Raw genomic sequence first — 15,979 nt, forward strand, 5'->3', positions numbered from 1 at the left:
GCCGCCCCGTCCCGAACACGTATACGGAACAGGTAGATCTACCGTCGTGCGCGGCGCGCGCGGGCGGTGATGCTGTGGTCGGTCACGTCCCGACTGCAGAACGCGAGGTATCCCGATGCGCCCCCAGCCGCAGGACCACCCGACGCTCGACTCGGCTGCCGCCGCCACTCCGTCGTGGCGGGAAGCCGTGGTGGACGGGCGAGCGGTGCCGTACCGGGTGACCGGAGGCGGGCGACCGGTCCTGTTCCTGCACGGCTTCGGTCTCACCCCGGGCACCTACGGGCGCGCGATCGATCGCCTCGCCGCGACCGGAACGCGGGTCTACGCCCCCGCGCTGCCGGGTTTCGCCGGCACGGGCGGCCTGCCCGCGGCCACTCACGGATTCAGCGGTTACGGCGACTGGGTCGGACGGTTCCTGGACGCCGCCCGACTCGACGAACCCGTCACCGTGGTCGGGCATTCGTTCGGTGGCGGGGTCGCCCTCGCCGCGGCCCACGCGCTGGAGGACCGCGTCTCGGACCTGGTGCTCGTCAACTCCGTCGGCGGCGGCGCGTGGGCGCCGAGCGGCACGGTCCGCGAGATCCGGCACCGGCCGTTGTGGCGCTGGGGCGCCGCCGCGGTCGTGGACACCGTCCTGACCGGGACGCCGGTGTCGGCGCTCGCCTCGATCGCGGGCGACGGGGTGCGCAACGTGCTGCGCGATCCGGCCGCGCTGTGGCGGATCGGGGTGCTGGCACGCTCGGCGGACCTGCGGACGGAGGCGGCGCGGATCGTCGCCCGTGGCACCCCGACCACCCTGCTGTGGAGCCGCGGCGACACGTTCATTCCGCGGGCCAGCTTCGAGTCGCTGCGCGACGCGCTCGGCGACCCCCGCGTGCACCGGGTCGCCGGCTGCCACGGCTGGCTGATCGGCCACCCGGACCGGTTCGGCCGGGCGATCGCCGAGATCCTGGGCTCGGCGACCGTCCCGGCCGCGGGCGACGTCAGAGGCCCAGATCGCGTCCGATCAGTTCCTTCATGATCTCGTTCGAGCCGGCCCAGATCTTCGTGACGCGCGCGTCCATCCATGCGCGGGCCGCGCGGTACTCCTTCATGAAGCCGTAGCCACCGTGCAGCTGGACGCAGTGGTCGAGGATCTCGTTCTGGATCTGCGCGCTCCACCACTTGGCCTTCGCGGCGTCGATCGCGGTGAGCTCACCGCTGTCGTGCGCGGCGACGCAGTTGTCGACGTAGGCCTGCGCGACATCGAGCTTGGTGACCAGCTCGGCGAGCAGGAACTTGTTCCACTGCATCTGCCCGATCGGCTGCCCGAACGCCTTGCGCTCCTTCGCGTAGTCGAGCGTGTCCTCGAGGATCGGGCGGGCGTGCGCGAGGTTGGCGACGGCGGCGCCGATCCGCTCCTGCGGCAGCAGCTGCATCATGTGGATGAAGCCGCCGTCGAGCTCACCGATCATGTCGGTCGCGGGCACCCGGACGTTGTCGAAGAACAACTCCGCGGTGTCCGATTCGGGCTGGCCCACCTTGTCGAGCTTGCGCCCACGTTCGAAGCCCTCGGTCCCGGCCTCGACGGCGAACAGCGTGATGCCGCGGGCCTTCTTCTCCGGACTCGTGCGGGCCGCGACGACGACGAGGTCGGCCCCGTACCCGTTGGTGATGAAGGTCTTGGAGCCGTTGATGATCCAGTCGTCCCCGTCGCGCACCGCGGTGGTCTTGAGGGCGGCGAGGTCGGAGCCTCCCGACGGCTCGGTCATGCCGATCGCGGTCACCATCTCGCCGGTGCAGAACCGGGGCAGCCAGCGTCGCTTCTGCTCGTCGGTGGTGAGCTTGACCAGGTACGGCGCGACGATGTCGTAGTGGATGCCGAAGGACGACGAGAATGATGCGCCTGCGCGCGCGAGTTCCTCGCCGAGCACCGCGTTGAAGCGGTAGTCACCGGCCTCGCTGCCGCCGTACTCCTCCGGAACCTCGAGCCCCAGGAATCCGTTCCGCCCGGCCTCGAGCCACACCTCCCGGTCGATGTACCGCTGCTCGATCATCTTCGCCTGGCGCGGCATGATGTGGCGGCCCACGAACTCGCGAACGGATTCGCGGAACGCCTCGTGGTCAGGGCCGTACAGGGTGCGCTTCATCCCTACCTCCGGTGTCGCTTCACTCGCCCGATTCGGGCGTACTCCCCAGTAACCTAACGCCCGAGTCGCCTCGCGCGTCGGCCTCGGGTGCGGCACCGGCTGTGGCACGCTGTGGCCATGGCAGCAGAGTCCTCCGGGCCGGCGAGCCCCACACGCCTCGAACGGGTCACCACCGACGCGGATGCCGAGATCGCGATTCTCACGCTCGATCACGGGCCGCTCAACCTGTTCGACCGCGCCATGTTCGACGCCGTCATCGCGGACATCGCCGCATTGACCGCGCACCCGCCCCGCGCGGTGTTGCTGCGGGCCGAGGGCAGGGTGGTCTCGGGTGGTGTCGACGTCCACGTGTTCGACGGCCTCACCCCGGAGCAGGGAGCCGAACTGTGGCAGTCGCTGTTCGCGCGGATCTGTCATCCGCTCGAGGCGTTGCCGTGCCCCGTGGTGTTCGCCGCCCACGGGTTGACGCTGACCGCGGCGTTCGAGATCGCGCTCGCGTGCGACCTCCTGGTCGCCGCCCCCGACGCCCGGTTCGGGCTGGTCGAGACGGTCGTCGGGTTGACGCCGTCGATGGGCGGCCCGCAGCGGCTCGCGGAACGGGCGGGCTCGGGACGCGCTCGGGAACTGGTGATGACCGCCGACCTCTACGACGCCGTGACGCTCCGCGACTGGGGCGTCGTGAACATCGTGTCCGACGACGTCGACACCGCTGCCCGGGCCCTCGTCGCGCGGCTCGCGGACGGCCCCACGCGGGCCCACGCCGCCACCAAGCAGATCGTGGCGGCGTGGCGGTCGGGCGGTGTGGCGCACGCGGATTCGGTCACCGCGGAGGTGTCGGGCGCGCTGTTCGGCACCTCCGACCTGCGCGGCGCGGTACGCAGCTTCCTCGAGGTGGGCCCCGGCCACGCCACGTACACCGGCAGCTAGCTCGACCGGACCGCTCGGTTCGTACGGCGGCGCTGTGACCGGGGTCATATAGTCGGGGCCAACCCGACCCGGTGGAGGTGGCTGTGGCGTCACTGCTCGCGTACCCGTCGACGGCAGACCCGTCGTCTCAGTCGAACGACGGTCGCATGGTGCGACGCGCCGACGGCCTGCTGCACCACACCGGCCTCACCCCGTGCCTGACCGAGCTGCTGGACGTCACCGCGCACCGGTACTCGACCCGCGAGGCGGTCGTCGAGGTCGACGGCGGCCCGCGGCTGACGTACGGCCGGCTGTGGACGTCGGCGTCGCGGGTGGCCGGGGGCCTGCTCGAGCAGGGCGTCGGGATCGGCGACCGGGTCGCGATCCGGATGCCGAACGGCGTCCGCTGGGTGCAAGCGTTCCTCGGCGTGTTGCTGGCCGGTGGGGTGCCGGTGCCGATCCATCCGGGCCACGGCGCCGCGCAGGTCCGGCGCATCCTGGCCGACAGCGGAAGCCTCCTGCTGCTGGACGGTGAGCTGCCGGCCGGGCGGCCGTTCATGGACGACGGTGCGGCGCCGGACGATTCGGCGCTGCTCTTCTACACGGGCGGGACCACGGGCGTGCCCAAGGGCGTGGTGCTGAGCCACGAGAACGTGCTGTCCACGGTGGAGGGGGTGATCCGGTCCGGCGCCGATCCGGCCGTGGCCGGTGTGCGGCACGCGGTGGCGCTGCCGCTGAGTTCGGCCACGGCGTGCGTGGCGCACCTCCTGCCGACGTTGGTCGCGGGTGGGACGGTCGTCCTCACGTCCGCGTGCGACGGTGCGGGCCTGCTGCGGGCGCTCGACGTCGAACGAGTGGAGCGCCTCTCGGTGTCCGCGCCGCTGCTGCGCCGGCTCGCGCGCGCGTCGGGCGCCGGCGGCGGGTCGCTGCGAGTCCTCGCGCTCGACGACGAACCGGTCTCCGCCACCACGCTGACGCGGTTGCGCGAGCGATTTCCCGCCGCGGAGGTCGTCTCGGGGTGGGCGATGACCGAGACCGGCGGCGCCGGACTGGTCCTGCGCTCCGGAGGATCGGAAGGTCCCGGCGAATCTGCGCACGCCGGAATGGAATTCGCGGTCGCAGGTCCTGCGCCCGACGTCGGGGAGCTGTGGTGCCGGGGTCCGAGCGTGATGCGGGGGTACTGGGGCGATCCCGAGACGACGGCCCGCACGGTCGCGGGCGGCTGGCTCCACACCGGGGACGTCGTGCGGATCGGGCCGGCGGGGGAGGTTCGGTTCGTCGGCCGGGCGGCCGACGCCATCGAGATCCCCCGCGGTGTCGTCTACAGCCGCGAGATCGAGGACGCGCTGCTCGCTCATCCCGGCGTGGCCGAGTCCGTCGTGGTCGGTGTGATGACGCCGCGCGGCCCGGACCTCGGGCTGGCAGTGGTGCCGGAACCGGGGGTCGATCTCACGATCGACGCCGTGCGCGCGCATCTCGACGCGCCGCTCGGGCACCGGGTGCCCCCACGGCTGTGCGCGGCCGTCGCCGCCCTCCCGCGTACCGCAACGGGACGTGTCGACCGGCGATCGGTGCGGGCGCGGCTGGAAGTATCCTGCTCCACGACGAAGGGAAGTGTCGATGTCGGATGAGGTTCTGCTCGAGCGCCGCGATCGGATCCTGGTGATCACGATCAACCGCCCCGACGCGCGCAACGCGATCAACGGTGCGGTCAGCAGGGGTCTGGCGGCGGCGGTCGACGAGCTCGACGCCGACGACGGTCTCTCGCTCGCGATCCTCACCGGTGCGGGTGGAAACTTCTGTGCGGGGATGGATCTCAAGGCGTTCGTGGCCGGTGAGAACATCGTGGCTCCGGGTAAGGGACTCGGCTTCACCGAGGCCCCGCCGCGCAAACCCATCATCGCCGCGGTGGAGGGCTACGCGCTGGCGGGCGGTACCGAGCTGGTCCTCGCCACGGATCTGGTGGTGGCGTCACGTACGGCCAAGTTCGGGATCCCCGAGGTCAAGCGCGGGCTGGTGGCGGGCGCGGGCGGCCTGCTGCGCCTGCCCCGACGGATTCCGCCGCAGAAGGCGATGGAATACGCGCTGACCGGCGACGCCTTCACCGCCGAGGAGGCCGCGGCGTACGGGTTCGTCAACACCGTCACCGAACCGGGCGGCGCGCTCGAGGGGGCGCTCGCGCTGGCGGAGCGCATCACGGCGAACGGCCCGCTGGCGGTGGCGAAGACGAAGGAAGTGATCGTCCGTTCGGCCGAATGGTCGGCGGACGAGGCGTTCGCGCGGCAGCTCGAGGTCATCGCACCGGTGTTCGGCTCCGAGGACGCACGCGAGGGCGCCACCGCCTTCGCGGAGAAGCGCGCACCGGTGTGGAAGGGACGTTGACGAGAATGGCGACGCCGTTTGCCGAACTGCACATGCACATCGAGGGCGCCCTCGGTCCGGAACTGATCTTCGCGTTGGCCGAGCGCAATCGCATGCATCTGCCGTACACCGATCTGGCGGATCTCGAATCCCGTTACGAGTTCACGGATCTGCAGTCGTTTCTCGACCTGTACTACGCGAACATGGCGGTGCTGCGGACCGCGGAGGACTTCGCCGACCTCACCCGCGACTACCTGCGTCGCGCGTCGGCCGCCGGGGTGCGACACGCGGAGATCTTCTTCGACCCGCAGGCGCACGTCTCCCGGGGGGTTCCGCTGCAGGTGGTGCTCGACGGGATCTTCGACGCACTCGCCGCGAGTGAGCGGGAGTTCGACATCAGCAGCGGACTGATCGCGTCCTTTCTGCGGGACCAGCCGGTGCACGACGCCGAGGAGGTACTCGCCGAGATCCTCCGTCTGCGCGCCCCCGTCATCGGCGTCGGCTTGGACTCCGCCGAGGTCGGCTACCCGCCGACGCTGTTCGAGGACGTCTTCGCCCGGGCCCGGGCGGAGGGGCTGCACGTCGTCGCGCATGCGGGCGAGGAGGGGCCTCCCGAATACATCTGGCAGGCACTCGACCTGCTGGGCGCCGAGCGTATCGATCACGGGGTGCGCTGCCTCGAGGATCCCGCGCTCGTCGAACGGTTGGTCGACGAGGAGATCCCGTTGACGGTGTGCCCGCTGTCGAACGTTCGTCTCCGCGTGGTGGACTCGATCGCCGACCACCCGCTCCGGACGATGTTGCAGGCCGGTCTGCGGGTCACCGTGAATTCGGACGACCCGGCCTACTTCGGTGGAGATGTGGGCGAGAACTTCGCGCAGTTGCGCGAGCGTCTGGCGCTCACCGACGACGAGGTCGAACTGCTCGCGCGCAACTCGATCGAGGCGTCGTTCGCCTCGCCGGCGCGCAAGGCGGAGTTGCTGGGGGGCTGACCGGCGTCGCGCGGTCCCACCCGCGGCCGTCCCACACGAAAGTGCCCGGCACCCCCGAAGGGTGCCGGGCACTCGTGCCGTGGGGCAGGGTTCAGCGTCGCCCGGTGACGAGCTTGACCAGGAAGAGCAGGATGATGGCGCCGAACAAGCAGGTGAGGAAGCTGAAGATCAGCCCGCCTCCCTCGACGTCGAGAAATGCGCTGAGGATGAAGCCGCCGATGAGACCGCCGACAACGCCGACGACGATGTTGAGGATGATCCCCATCTGCTCGTCGGTCTTCATGACCTTGCTGCCGATCCAGCCGGCGAGACCGCCGATGATGATCCAACCGATGATTCCGAGAGAAAGCATGAGCGGTCCTTTCACGTAGGGGCGCGACGGGGAGGCGAGGCCGGTGATCCGGACGCCCCGACGACATCCGGACCACGATCACGGGGTCAGCGTGCTGCTGCCGCCGCGCTCTTCTCGGTGGACTCGCCCTCGTTGGCCAGGCGTCCGCCCGAATTCTCCAGGTGGGCACGGACGAACCACTGGAACTTCTCCAGCTCGGCAGTCTGGCCGATCAGCATGTCCTCGGTGATCGGGTCCACCTCGCCGGCCTCGGTGATCGCCTTGCGGTTGTCCTCGATCAGCCCGGTGTAGACGACGTCGAGCGCGGCCAGGTGAGCCTGGGCGCTGTCGCGGCCCACGGAGTAGTCGTCCCAGCTGCGGTCCTTCTCGATCGCGCCCGGCGTCCCCTTGGGGGAGGCGCCCAGGGCGGCGATGCGCTCGGCGACGGCATCGGCGAAACCGCGGACCAGCTCGACCTGCGGGTCGATCATCTCGTGGACACCGATGAAGTTGGGGCCCACCACGTTCCAGTGGATGTGCTTGAGGGTCAGGTGCAGGTCGTTGTAGGCGCTGAGCCGATTCTGGAGGGCGGCCGCGACCTTCGAACCCTGGTCGACGGTCAGGCCGGGGACGGTGAAGTTCGTCATGGTCTGTTCCTTTCTTCCTCTCGGCGAACTCGCCGGCGCGTGCGGCCGGTGGGGCCGCGCTCGATGATCGAGTCTGTCGCACGCAAGCGATGTTGTCGTCATTCACGCTACTACAAAATCTATGTCGTGCACGGCAGATAAGTTCCCTTGGCGAACTTCCCGGCGGAAGCACGGCCGGGACCCGCTTTCGGTGTCAGGATCGGGGGGTGGACGTGGACGCTGTGGCCGACGAGCTGTATCGGCTGGATCCGTCGGAGTTCGTGGCGGCCCGTACCGAACGCGTGCAGCAGGCGCGTAAAGGCGGGGACCGGGACGCCGCGAAACGGATTGCGGCGTTCAAGAAGCCGACCGTCGTGGGGTGGGCGGTGAACCTGCTGTCCGCGGAACGCTCGGACGAGGTCGATTCGGTGCTCTCGCTGGGCGATGCTCTGCAGCGCGCGCAGCGGCGCCTGGACGCGGACACGCTGCGGGAGCTCACCCAGCAGCGACAGCAGTTGGTGCGCGCGCTCGCCGCACGGGCTCAGGGCTTGGCGCGTGCGCGCGGCCGGGAGCTCAACGAGAACGCGCTGCGCGAGGTGTCGCAGACGCTGCACGCCGCGATGGCGGATCCCGAGCTCGCCGAGGTGGTGCGGCGCGGTCGCCTGCTGACCGCGGCCAGCTACAGCGGCTTCGGGCCGGTGGGGCTGGAATCCGTCGCTGCCGGCGGGTCGAGCGGGGGACGGACGTCCGCCGCCGCGCCGCGCACGTCTGCCGAAGCGCGCAACCGCACGCGCGCGAAGAAGCGCGAGCGGGCGGCAGCCGAGTTGGATGCCGCGCGTGCGGCGGCCCGCACCGCCGCCGCGGAACTGTCGGATGCGGAGGAGAAACTGGAAGCCGTGCGTGCCGAGGCCGGGGAGGTGGCCGAGCGCATCGAGGACCTGCGAGCCCAGCTCGCCCACCTCGGGGAAAGGGCCGAATTCCTGGGCCGCTCAGAGACCTCGGCGTCCCGCTCGGTGTCGGCGGCCCGTGACGCGGTCGTCGAGGCGCAGCGGCGGGTCTCCGATGCGGAGGATGCCGTCGCCGAGCTCGAGTGATGCGGCGCCGAACGCGAAGGCGGCCGCCCCGGCTCCGGGACGGCCGCCTCCACTGCGGCGGGGGTGAGGGTCAGATGCGCTCGTAGATGGTGGCGTTCGCGGTGCCGCCGCCCTCACACATCGTCTGCAGACCGTAACGACCGCCGGTGCGCTGCAGGTGGTGGACCAGCGTGGCCGCCAGGCGCGCGCCCGAACCGCCGAGCGGGTGGCCCAGTGCGATCGCGCCGCCGAGCGGGTTGAGCTTGTCCGCCGCCGCGCCGGTCTCGAGCTGCCACGCCAGCGGCACCGACGCGAAGGCCTCGTTGACCTCGAAGGTGTCGATGTCGTCGAGCGACAGCCCGGACTTCTTCAGCGCCAGGGCGGTCGCCGGGATCGGACCCGTGAGCATCTTGACCGGGTCGTCGCCGGCGACGACGGCGGTGTGGATGCGGGCCAGCGGCGTCAGGCCCAGAGACTTCGCCTTCTCCGAGGTCATCACCAGGACGGCGGCGGCGCCGTCGGAGATCTGCGATGCGCTGCCGGCGGTGATGACGCCGTCCTCGAGGAACGGCGACTTCAGCTGACCCAGCTTCTCGGTGGTGGACCCGCGACGGATGCCCTCGTCGGCCGCGAAGACGGTGCCGTCCGCGAGAGTGAACGGGGCGATCTCGGCGTCGAAGGCGCCCGCGTCCTGGGCGGCGGCGGCGCGCTCGTGCGACGCCACCGAGTACTCGTCGAGCTGTGCGCGGGAGATGTTCCACTGCTGCGCGATCAGTTCGGCGCCCACGCCCTGGTTGAACCGGCCGTTGAAGCCGGGCGCGTCGAGCTGGGCGGCATAGCGGTCGCGGGCGGGGCCGGCCGAGTCGCCGGTGCCCGGCACGTTCGACGAGCCCAGTGGCACGGAGGTCATCATCTCCACACCGCCGGCGACGATGATGTCGGCCTGTCCGGAGATGACCGACGCGGCGGCCATCGAGATGGTCTGCTGCGACGAGCCGCACTGGCGGTCGACCGTCAGCCCGGGCACGGACTCGGGCCAGCCGGCGCCGAGCACGGCCATTCGGCCGATGTTGCCGGTCTGCATGCCCACGCTGTTGACGTTGCCCCAGTAGACGTCGTCGACGATCGCGGGGTCGATGCCGGTGCGCTGGGCGATCGTGCGCAGCACGTGAGCGGACAGCTCCACTGCGTGTACGTCGGCAAGGGAGCCCTTGCGCTTGCCGATGGGGGTACGGACTGCCTCGACGATTACTGCGTCACGCATGTCGCCTCACTCTCTCCTCAGGTAATGATCGAGTTTAATCAGGTAGACGATTTTTGCGGACGATGTGTGTCCGACCTCACTCACGCCCGGGCGACGACACCGGTGCCCGCAACGCGCTCGGCGAGCGCCAGGACGTCCCGGTCCCGTCCGGCCGGGCCCACCAGTGACAGCCCCACCGGCGCCCCGTCGGCCGTCCGTACCGGAACCGTGGCGGTGGGCAGGCCTGCGATGGACGCGACCGTCGTGAGAAGACCGGTCGTGCGCAGCAGCGCCGCGAGGCGGATGTCGGCGGGGTCGTCGGCCCGCGACGGCGCCGGCGACCCGGTGGTGGGCAGCAGGAGGACCCGCGAGCCCAGGAACCGGCGCACCTCCTCGCCGGCGGTGCGCACCTCGTCCACGCTGCGCAGGTACGTCGCCTCCGAGACCCTCGACGCGGCAAGGAAGTTCGCCCGCGCCTCGTCTCCGACGGTCCCGGTCGCCGTCGACACCCAGCCGCCGTGCTGCTGCCAGGCCTCGTAGCCCTGCACCGCCACCACCGCGTCGTACCAGTCCGGTAGCGCCGCGATGTCGAAGTCCTCGTCGGTCAGGGTCGGCAGCGCGGAGCGGCGCCACTGCGCGTGCGCGTCCCGGATCGCCGGTTGCACGCGGTGGTCCGCGACGGCGTTCAGTCCCGGGGACGTGACAGCGGCGTCGAAGTCGACGTTCCCGGTCCGCGGTAACAGCAGGTCGCCGACGGCCGCGACGGTCGCCGCGTCGGCAGCGAGCCATCCCAGCGTGTCGAATGTCCGCGACAGCGGCAGCATCCCCGCAGTCGACACCGCGCCGAGCGTGGGCCCGAACCCGTACAGCCCCTGGTACGCCGCCGGGATGCGCACGGATCCGGTGGTGTCCGGACCGATGCCTGCCTTCGCGATTCCTCGGGCCACCGCGGTCGCAGCTCCGGACGTCGATCCGCCCGGCACCCGTCCGGGCGCCGCGGGATTGGGTGGGGTGCCGTATGCCGCGTTCACGCCGGAGTGCCCGAATCCGAAGTCGGTGGTCTGCGCGATACCGGCCATGACGGCGCCGCCGGCGAGGAGCCGGTCGAGCGACTCGGCCGTGGCAGTCTCGGCCGCGGCCTGTCCGAGCCATGCCGGGTTTCCGGCTCCGATGCGCTGCCCCTCGACCGCCAGCAGGTCGGTGACGGCGACGGTCAGGTCGGGCGCCGGTCCGGCGGGCGCGGGCAGTGGGTTGCCGCGTACGCGCCACGTAGCGGCGTCGTCGGCGACGGCGTTCCCACCGGGGAGCGGGGGCACGCCCGGATCACGCGGGCCGTCACCGCATCCCGCGGCCAACGCCGCCGCGGCGGCCGTCATCCCGAGCGCACCGACGCGCAGGAACGTCCGCCGGTCGAGATGCGGGAAATCGGGTCCGGTCGGCACGTCGCTCACAGTAGCGACGCGCCGACCGGTATTCGGGCGGATTGGCGTCCGGGCCGACCCGAGTCGTCGTCAGGCGAGAACCGTCCGGAGGTAGTCGTTGTCGAAAGTCCGTGCCGGGTCGTACTTGTCGCGGACGGCGCAGAAGTCGTCGAACCGTGCGTACGTGGGCCGCAGATCGGCCGCGGCGCGGCCGTGCATCTTGCCCCAGTGCGGGCGTCCGTCGACGGCGCGGGCGATGGCCTCGACCGCGGCGAAGTACTCGCGGTGGTCCCGGCGGTGGTACTGGTGTACCGCGACGTACGCGCTGTCGCGGCCGTTCGCGGTGGACAGCCACACGTCGTCGGCGGGCGCGAACCGCACCTCGACGGGGAAGGCGATTCGGCAGCCCGAACGGTCGAGCCACGACCCGATGTCGCGCAGGACGTCCTTCACGGCCGCCTGCGGCACCGCGTACTCCATCTCGCGGAAGCGGACGCGTCGCGGTGACGCGAACACCCGGTAGCTGCGGTCGGTGAACTCGCGGGCAGACAGCGCTCGCGCCGACAGCTGGTTGATCTGGGGAATGGCACCCGGGAACGTGGTCGTCAGCCGGTTGATCCCCTCGAAGAGGGTGTTCGACATCAGCTCGTCGTCCACGAATCCGCGCGCGCGGCCCAGGGGGCGCAGCGGGGTGTCGCCGGGAAGTCGGGTGTTGCGCTTGGTGAGTACGCGGTTGGTGTGCGGGAACCAGTAGAACTCGAAGTGGTCGACGTTCGCGAGGTCGTGTTCGAGGCCGTCGAGGGTCTCGTCGAGCCGGGCCGGGCCCTCGACGGCGCGCATCGCGTACGCGGGCTGGACGGCCAGGTCGAGCTTGGAGATGATGCCGAGCGCGCCGAGGCCGATCCGCGCGGCCTGGTAGAGGTCGGGATTCTCGGTCTCGGAGCAGTCGACGACCGAGCCGTCGGCGAGCACGATCTGCAGTCCACGGATGAGCGTCGCCAGTCCGCCGAAGCGGGCGCCGGTTCCGTGGGTTCCGGTCGACAGCGCCCCCGCGATGGACTGCACGTCGATGTCGCCCAGGTTGATCATCGCGAGGCCGCGGCTCCAGAGCTGCTCGTTCAGGCTGCGCAGCCGGGTGCCCGCCAGCACCGTCGCGACCGGGCCCTCCGGCGTGGTGCGGACCGACTCGATCCCGGCGATGTTGTCCAGACTCACCAGCACACCGTCGGTGACGGCGGCCCCCGTGAAGGAGTGCCCCGCTCCCACGGCCTTGACGTGCAACCCCAGTTCGGTCGCGCGGGCGACCAGCGCGCTCAACTCGGCCACCGTCCGCGGAGTGTCGAATCGGTGCGGTGTCGACGAGTGGGTCCCCGCCCAGTTACGCCACGTGTCCTGTGCCATTCCGGCAACTATTCACCTGGACGCTCGTCCAGGCAAATGAAACACGCAATCGTGGCCTCGGGTTCTACGATCGGGGGATGTTGAATCGGCTCCCGGCGGAAGAGCGCCGCGCCCAGCTCGTGGAAGCTGCGCTGACCATCGCTGAACGTGGCGGAATCGCTGCCGTGACGATCCGCGCGGTCGCGGAGGAGGCGGGCGTTTCGCTCGGCGTGGTGCACTACTGCTTCGAGAGCAAGGAGGCCTTGGTCGCGGCCATGGCCGAGAGCCTGGTGCTGCAGCTCAGTGAGGGCATGCGGGAGTCGTTCGCGTCGGTGTGGGGCGGTCAGGAACTGAGCGGGCTGCGCGATCTGCGGGAGGTCCTGCACACCGGACTGACCGGCATGTGGCCGCTCATCGAGGCCACCGCGGACCGGCAGCTGCTCACCTACGAGATCACGGCGTACGCGCTGCGTCATCGGGCGGCCGGTGCCCCGCTCGCCGGGAGCGTCGCCGACGACCAGTACCGGACCATGGACGCCGAGGCCACGGTGTTCCTCGAGGAAAGTGCGCGCCGGACGGGGTGCACGTGGACGGAGCCGGTGGAGGCCGTCGCGCGATTCGCGCTGGCCGTACTGGACGGCATCGTGCTGCGCTGGCTCGTCGACCGGGACAGCGACGCGATCCTCACCGAACTCGACGACCTCGTGCGGATCGTCGCGAGCAAGGCGGTCGAAGCGGACCTGGACAATCGTTCAGGAGAGTGATCGACTGATCCGGACGCCGGCCTCGGACTGACGAACGGAACTGATGTGACTGCCTCGATCGACCGACTCACCGCTGCCACGGTCCACCTCGACCCGCCGCTGGCGGCGCTGGATCTTCCGACGCTGCACGCCAATGCAGCCGACCTCGTCCGACGCGCGGAGGGTACGCCGGTACGAGTGGCCAGCAAGTCGGTGCGCTGTCGGGCGGTACTCGAGATCGCGCTCGGCTCGGGACTCACGGCCGCCGGCGGATTCCGCGGAATCATGTCGTACTCGCTGCGGGAGGCGCTGTGGCTGGCCCGCGCCGGGGCCCGGGACGTCCTGATGGGGTATCCCACGGTGGACCGGGCGGCGCTGGCCGAACTCGGTTCCGATCCCACCGCCGTCGAGCGGATCACGCTGATGGTCGACGACGTTGCGCAGCTGGACGCGGCGCGGGCCGCGATCGGAACCGATCGTGTGCGACCGCGGATCTGCCTGGACGTCGACGCGTCGCTGCGGCTCGGGCCCGCCCACCTCGGGGTCCGGCGGTCGCCGCTGCGCGAGCCCGCCGCCGTGGCCCGGCTGGCGCGGCTCGCGACCGAGCGGGGCTTCGCGGTGGTCGGGGTGATGTTCTACGAGGCGCAGATCGCGGGACTGCCCGACACCAGCTTCGCGGTGCGGATGGTCAAGAAGGCTTCCGCCGCCGAATTGTCCACGCGGCGAACAGCGGTCGTGGACGCCGTGGCCGCGGAGGTGGGCCCGCTGCAGATCGTCAACAGCGGCGGCACCGGTTCGCTCGAGGTCAGCGCCGCCGATTCCGTCGTCACCGAGGTGACCGCGGGCTCGGGCCTGTACGTACCGACGCTGTTCGACCGCTACCGGGCGTTCACCCCGCGCCCGGCGATGTTCTTCGCGCTGCCGGCGGTGCGCAAACCGACGCCGCGGATCACCACGCTGTTCGGTGGCGGCTACATCGCCTCCGGACCCGCCGGCAAGACCCGGGTACCCGCACCGGTGTGGCCGCGCGGGCTGAAGCTGCTGCGCAACGAGGGCGCCGGCGAGGTGCAGACGCCGGTCACCGGCGGCAGTGCCGCGGAACTCGCGGTGGGGGACCGGGTCTGGTTCCGGCACGCGAAGGCCGGTGAGCTGTGCGAGCGGTTCACCGAGGTACATCTCGTGGACGGCGACGGGACCACCACCGCGGCGCCGACCTATCGCGGTGAAGGAAAGTGCTTCGCGTGAGGCCGTCTCTCGTCGCCTCGGCGGCGATCAGCACAATGGAGGCATGCCGTTCCTCGCCGGTGCCACCGGACAGATCCATTACCGCCGTTGGCCGCTCACCGGCGGGCGTGCGCCCCGGGCGGGCGTCGTGTTCCTGCACGGGATGGGGCAGCACACCGGTCACTACCATCGCTTCGCCGCCGGGCTGGCCGCGCACGGCATCGAACTGTGGGGGCTCGACCAAGCCGGGCACGGGCTCTCGGAGGGCACACCGGGTGTGCCGGGCGCGCTCGCGGACCTGGCGGACGACGCGGCCCGCCTCACCGACGTCGCGGCCGCCGATCGGCCGGAGCTGCCGCTGGTGGTGATGGGGCACTCGCTGGGCGCGGCGGTGACGATCACGCTGTTGCGGCGCAGCCGACTGCCGTTCCGGGCGGCCGTCCTGTGCGGCACACCCAAATCGGTTGTGCACCATGCCGGGACCGCGGACTTCGCCCATCCGGGCTTCCCGGTGCTCGCGATCCACGGCGTCGACGACCGCCTGGCGCCGGTCGACGGCGTCCGTGCCTGGACCGCGGGGCTGCCCGGTGTCACCCTGCGGGAGTATCCCGACACCGGACACGATCTGCTGCACGAGAAGATCCACCGGACGGTCACGAACGACGTCGCGGAGTTCGCGCTCGGCGTTACGGTGACCTGATGGACACCACACGGCTGCTCGCGACGCTGCGCGCCCAGGGGGAGATGATCGCGGCGACCCCCGTCGACGCGCTGTCCGAGCCGGTGCCCACCGTGCCAGGCTGGACGGTCGAGCACGTCGTCCGGCACACCGGCAAGGTGCACCAATGGGTGCTGGCCGCGCTCCGCGAGCCGGCCGACGCGCCCCTGTCGAGTGTGCGCCGCAGCGGGGACATGCCGCGCGGCGCGGACTGCCTCACCGCGTACCGAGCGGCGCTCGACGCCCTGCTGGAGGAGTTCGACCGGCGCGACGCCACCGACCCGGCACCGACGATGGTGGGCCCGGGCACCGTCGCGTGGTGGGCGCGGCGTCAGGCACACGAGGCCGCGGTGCACCGGATCGACGTCGCGGACGCCCTTCGCGCGGCGGGAGGTCCGGCCGGGGCGGCCCTGGACGCGGAGACGGCGGCCGACGGTGTCGACGAATGGGCGTCGGTGTTCCTGGGGCGGCTGGCGCGTGGGGGACGGCTGCCGGACAGTCTCGCCGGCACGACCGTGCACCTGCACGGCACGGACACCTCCTCCGCGGAGTGGCACCTCGCGTTCGGTCCCGGCGCCGTCGAGGTGGTCCGTGAGCACCGCAAGGGAGATGTCGCGCTGCGGGGTCCGGCGCAGGAGTTGTTGTTGACGGTGTGGCGGCGGCGCCCACTGGCCGGCATCGACGCAGTGGGCGACGTCTCGGTGGCCCATGCGCTGCTGGATTCGGTAGCGCTGTAACGACATCCAGTACTGTGACGGAACCAGTCCTGTGACGGAATCAGCCCTGCAACGCAATCGGGGCCCGGAGCCGACGGCTCCGGGCCCCGCGCGGG

Annotated in this window: 16 protein-coding genes; 10 read left to right on the plus strand and 6 right to left on the minus strand. The window is 71.3% G+C overall.

Going from position 1 to position 15,979, the window contains the following annotated elements:
* The first annotated feature begins 115 nt into the window (after positions 1-115).
* Positions 116-1,021, plus strand: coding sequence for an alpha/beta fold hydrolase (locus E7742_RS03365; RefSeq protein ID WP_137797642.1), 906 nt, complete (start codon positions 116-118; stop codon positions 1,019-1,021).
* On the opposite strand, the gene E7742_RS03370 is transcribed toward E7742_RS03365, so the two are convergent.
* Positions 984-2,129, minus strand: a complete 1,146-nt coding sequence (locus E7742_RS03370) for an acyl-CoA dehydrogenase family protein (protein WP_137797643.1) — start codon at positions 2,127-2,129, stop codon at positions 984-986. The genes E7742_RS03365 and E7742_RS03370 overlap by 38 nt on opposite strands.
* Before the next feature lie 117 nt (positions 2,130-2,246).
* Here E7742_RS03370 and E7742_RS03375 point away from each other — a divergent pair, with 117 nt between their 5' ends.
* The 4 genes from E7742_RS03375 (at position 2,247) to E7742_RS03390 (ending at position 6,388) form a co-directional block, all read left to right on the plus strand.
* Positions 2,247-3,056, plus strand: a complete 810-nt coding sequence (locus E7742_RS03375; protein ID WP_137797644.1) for an enoyl-CoA hydratase/isomerase family protein — start codon at positions 2,247-2,249, stop codon at positions 3,054-3,056.
* 83 nt (positions 3,057-3,139) lie between these two features.
* Complete coding sequence (locus tag E7742_RS03380; protein WP_254699149.1) at positions 3,140-4,666, plus strand: class I adenylate-forming enzyme family protein; 1,527 nt, start codon at positions 3,140-3,142, stop codon at positions 4,664-4,666.
* The gene (locus E7742_RS03385; protein ID WP_137797645.1) at positions 4,656-5,417 is read left to right on the plus strand and encodes a crotonase/enoyl-CoA hydratase family protein; all 762 of its coding nucleotides are present in this window, start codon (positions 4,656-4,658) and stop codon (positions 5,415-5,417) included. The genes E7742_RS03380 and E7742_RS03385 overlap by 11 nt, the downstream gene beginning before the upstream one ends.
* A 5-nt stretch (positions 5,418-5,422) precedes the next feature.
* Complete coding sequence (locus E7742_RS03390; protein ID WP_137797646.1) at positions 5,423-6,388, plus strand: adenosine deaminase; 966 nt, start codon at positions 5,423-5,425, stop codon at positions 6,386-6,388.
* A 91-nt stretch (positions 6,389-6,479) separates the two neighbouring features.
* Here the strand turns inward: E7742_RS03390 and E7742_RS03395 are convergent, their stop codons facing one another.
* Positions 6,480-6,740, minus strand: coding sequence for a GlsB/YeaQ/YmgE family stress response membrane protein (locus E7742_RS03395; protein ID WP_137797647.1), 261 nt, complete (start codon positions 6,738-6,740; stop codon positions 6,480-6,482).
* An 86-nt stretch (positions 6,741-6,826) separates the two neighbouring features.
* On the minus strand, positions 6,827-7,366 hold the full coding sequence (locus tag E7742_RS03400; RefSeq protein WP_137797648.1) for a Dps family protein: 540 nt from the start codon (positions 7,364-7,366) through the stop codon (positions 6,827-6,829).
* 206 nt (positions 7,367-7,572) lie between these two features.
* Here E7742_RS03400 and E7742_RS03405 point away from each other — a divergent pair, with 206 nt between their 5' ends.
* Entirely contained in the window at positions 7,573-8,439 is an 867-nt protein-coding gene (locus tag E7742_RS03405; protein WP_137797649.1) for a hypothetical protein, read from the plus strand.
* Positions 8,440-8,509: 70 nt separating this feature from the next.
* On the opposite strand, the gene E7742_RS03410 is transcribed toward E7742_RS03405, so the two are convergent.
* The 3 genes from E7742_RS03410 to E7742_RS03420 all read right to left on the minus strand — a co-directional run bounded on the left by E7742_RS03410 (position 8,510) and on the right by E7742_RS03420 (position 12,483).
* On the minus strand, positions 8,510-9,682 hold the full coding sequence (locus E7742_RS03410; protein WP_137797650.1) for a thiolase family protein: 1,173 nt from the start codon (positions 9,680-9,682) through the stop codon (positions 8,510-8,512).
* A gap of 80 nt (positions 9,683-9,762) precedes the next feature.
* The gene (locus E7742_RS03415; protein ID WP_137797651.1) at positions 9,763-11,103 is read right to left on the minus strand and encodes an amidase family protein; all 1,341 of its coding nucleotides are present in this window, start codon (positions 11,101-11,103) and stop codon (positions 9,763-9,765) included.
* Positions 11,104-11,172: 69 nt separating this feature from the next.
* On the minus strand, positions 11,173-12,483 hold the full coding sequence (locus E7742_RS03420; protein ID WP_137797652.1) for a D-arabinono-1,4-lactone oxidase: 1,311 nt from the start codon (positions 12,481-12,483) through the stop codon (positions 11,173-11,175).
* Between the two features lie 77 nt (positions 12,484-12,560).
* Here E7742_RS03420 and E7742_RS03425 point away from each other — a divergent pair, with 77 nt between their 5' ends.
* From E7742_RS03425 to E7742_RS03440, 4 genes are read left to right on the plus strand one after another with little or no spacing between them, the layout of a single operon-like run.
* Positions 12,561-13,226 (plus strand): TetR/AcrR family transcriptional regulator, encoded by a 666-nt coding sequence (locus E7742_RS03425; RefSeq protein ID WP_137797653.1) that lies wholly within the window; start codon positions 12,561-12,563, stop codon positions 13,224-13,226.
* Positions 13,227-13,271: 45 nt separating this feature from the next.
* Complete coding sequence (locus E7742_RS03430) at positions 13,272-14,450, plus strand: alanine racemase (RefSeq protein ID WP_137797654.1); 1,179 nt, start codon at positions 13,272-13,274, stop codon at positions 14,448-14,450.
* A 43-nt stretch (positions 14,451-14,493) separates the two neighbouring features.
* Positions 14,494-15,129: an alpha/beta hydrolase gene (locus tag E7742_RS03435; RefSeq protein WP_137797655.1), complete on the plus strand. Its 636-nt coding sequence runs from the start codon at positions 14,494-14,496 to the stop codon at positions 15,127-15,129.
* Complete coding sequence (locus E7742_RS03440) at positions 15,129-15,884, plus strand: maleylpyruvate isomerase N-terminal domain-containing protein (RefSeq protein WP_137797656.1); 756 nt, start codon at positions 15,129-15,131, stop codon at positions 15,882-15,884. The genes E7742_RS03435 and E7742_RS03440 overlap by 1 nt, the downstream gene beginning before the upstream one ends.
* The last annotated feature ends 95 nt before the right edge of the window (positions 15,885-15,979 follow it).

Origin of the sequence: Rhodococcus sp. SGAir0479, from assembly GCF_005484805.1 — a bacterium.
In the GTDB taxonomy this organism is placed as follows: Bacteria; Actinomycetota; Actinomycetes; order Mycobacteriales; family Mycobacteriaceae; genus Prescottella.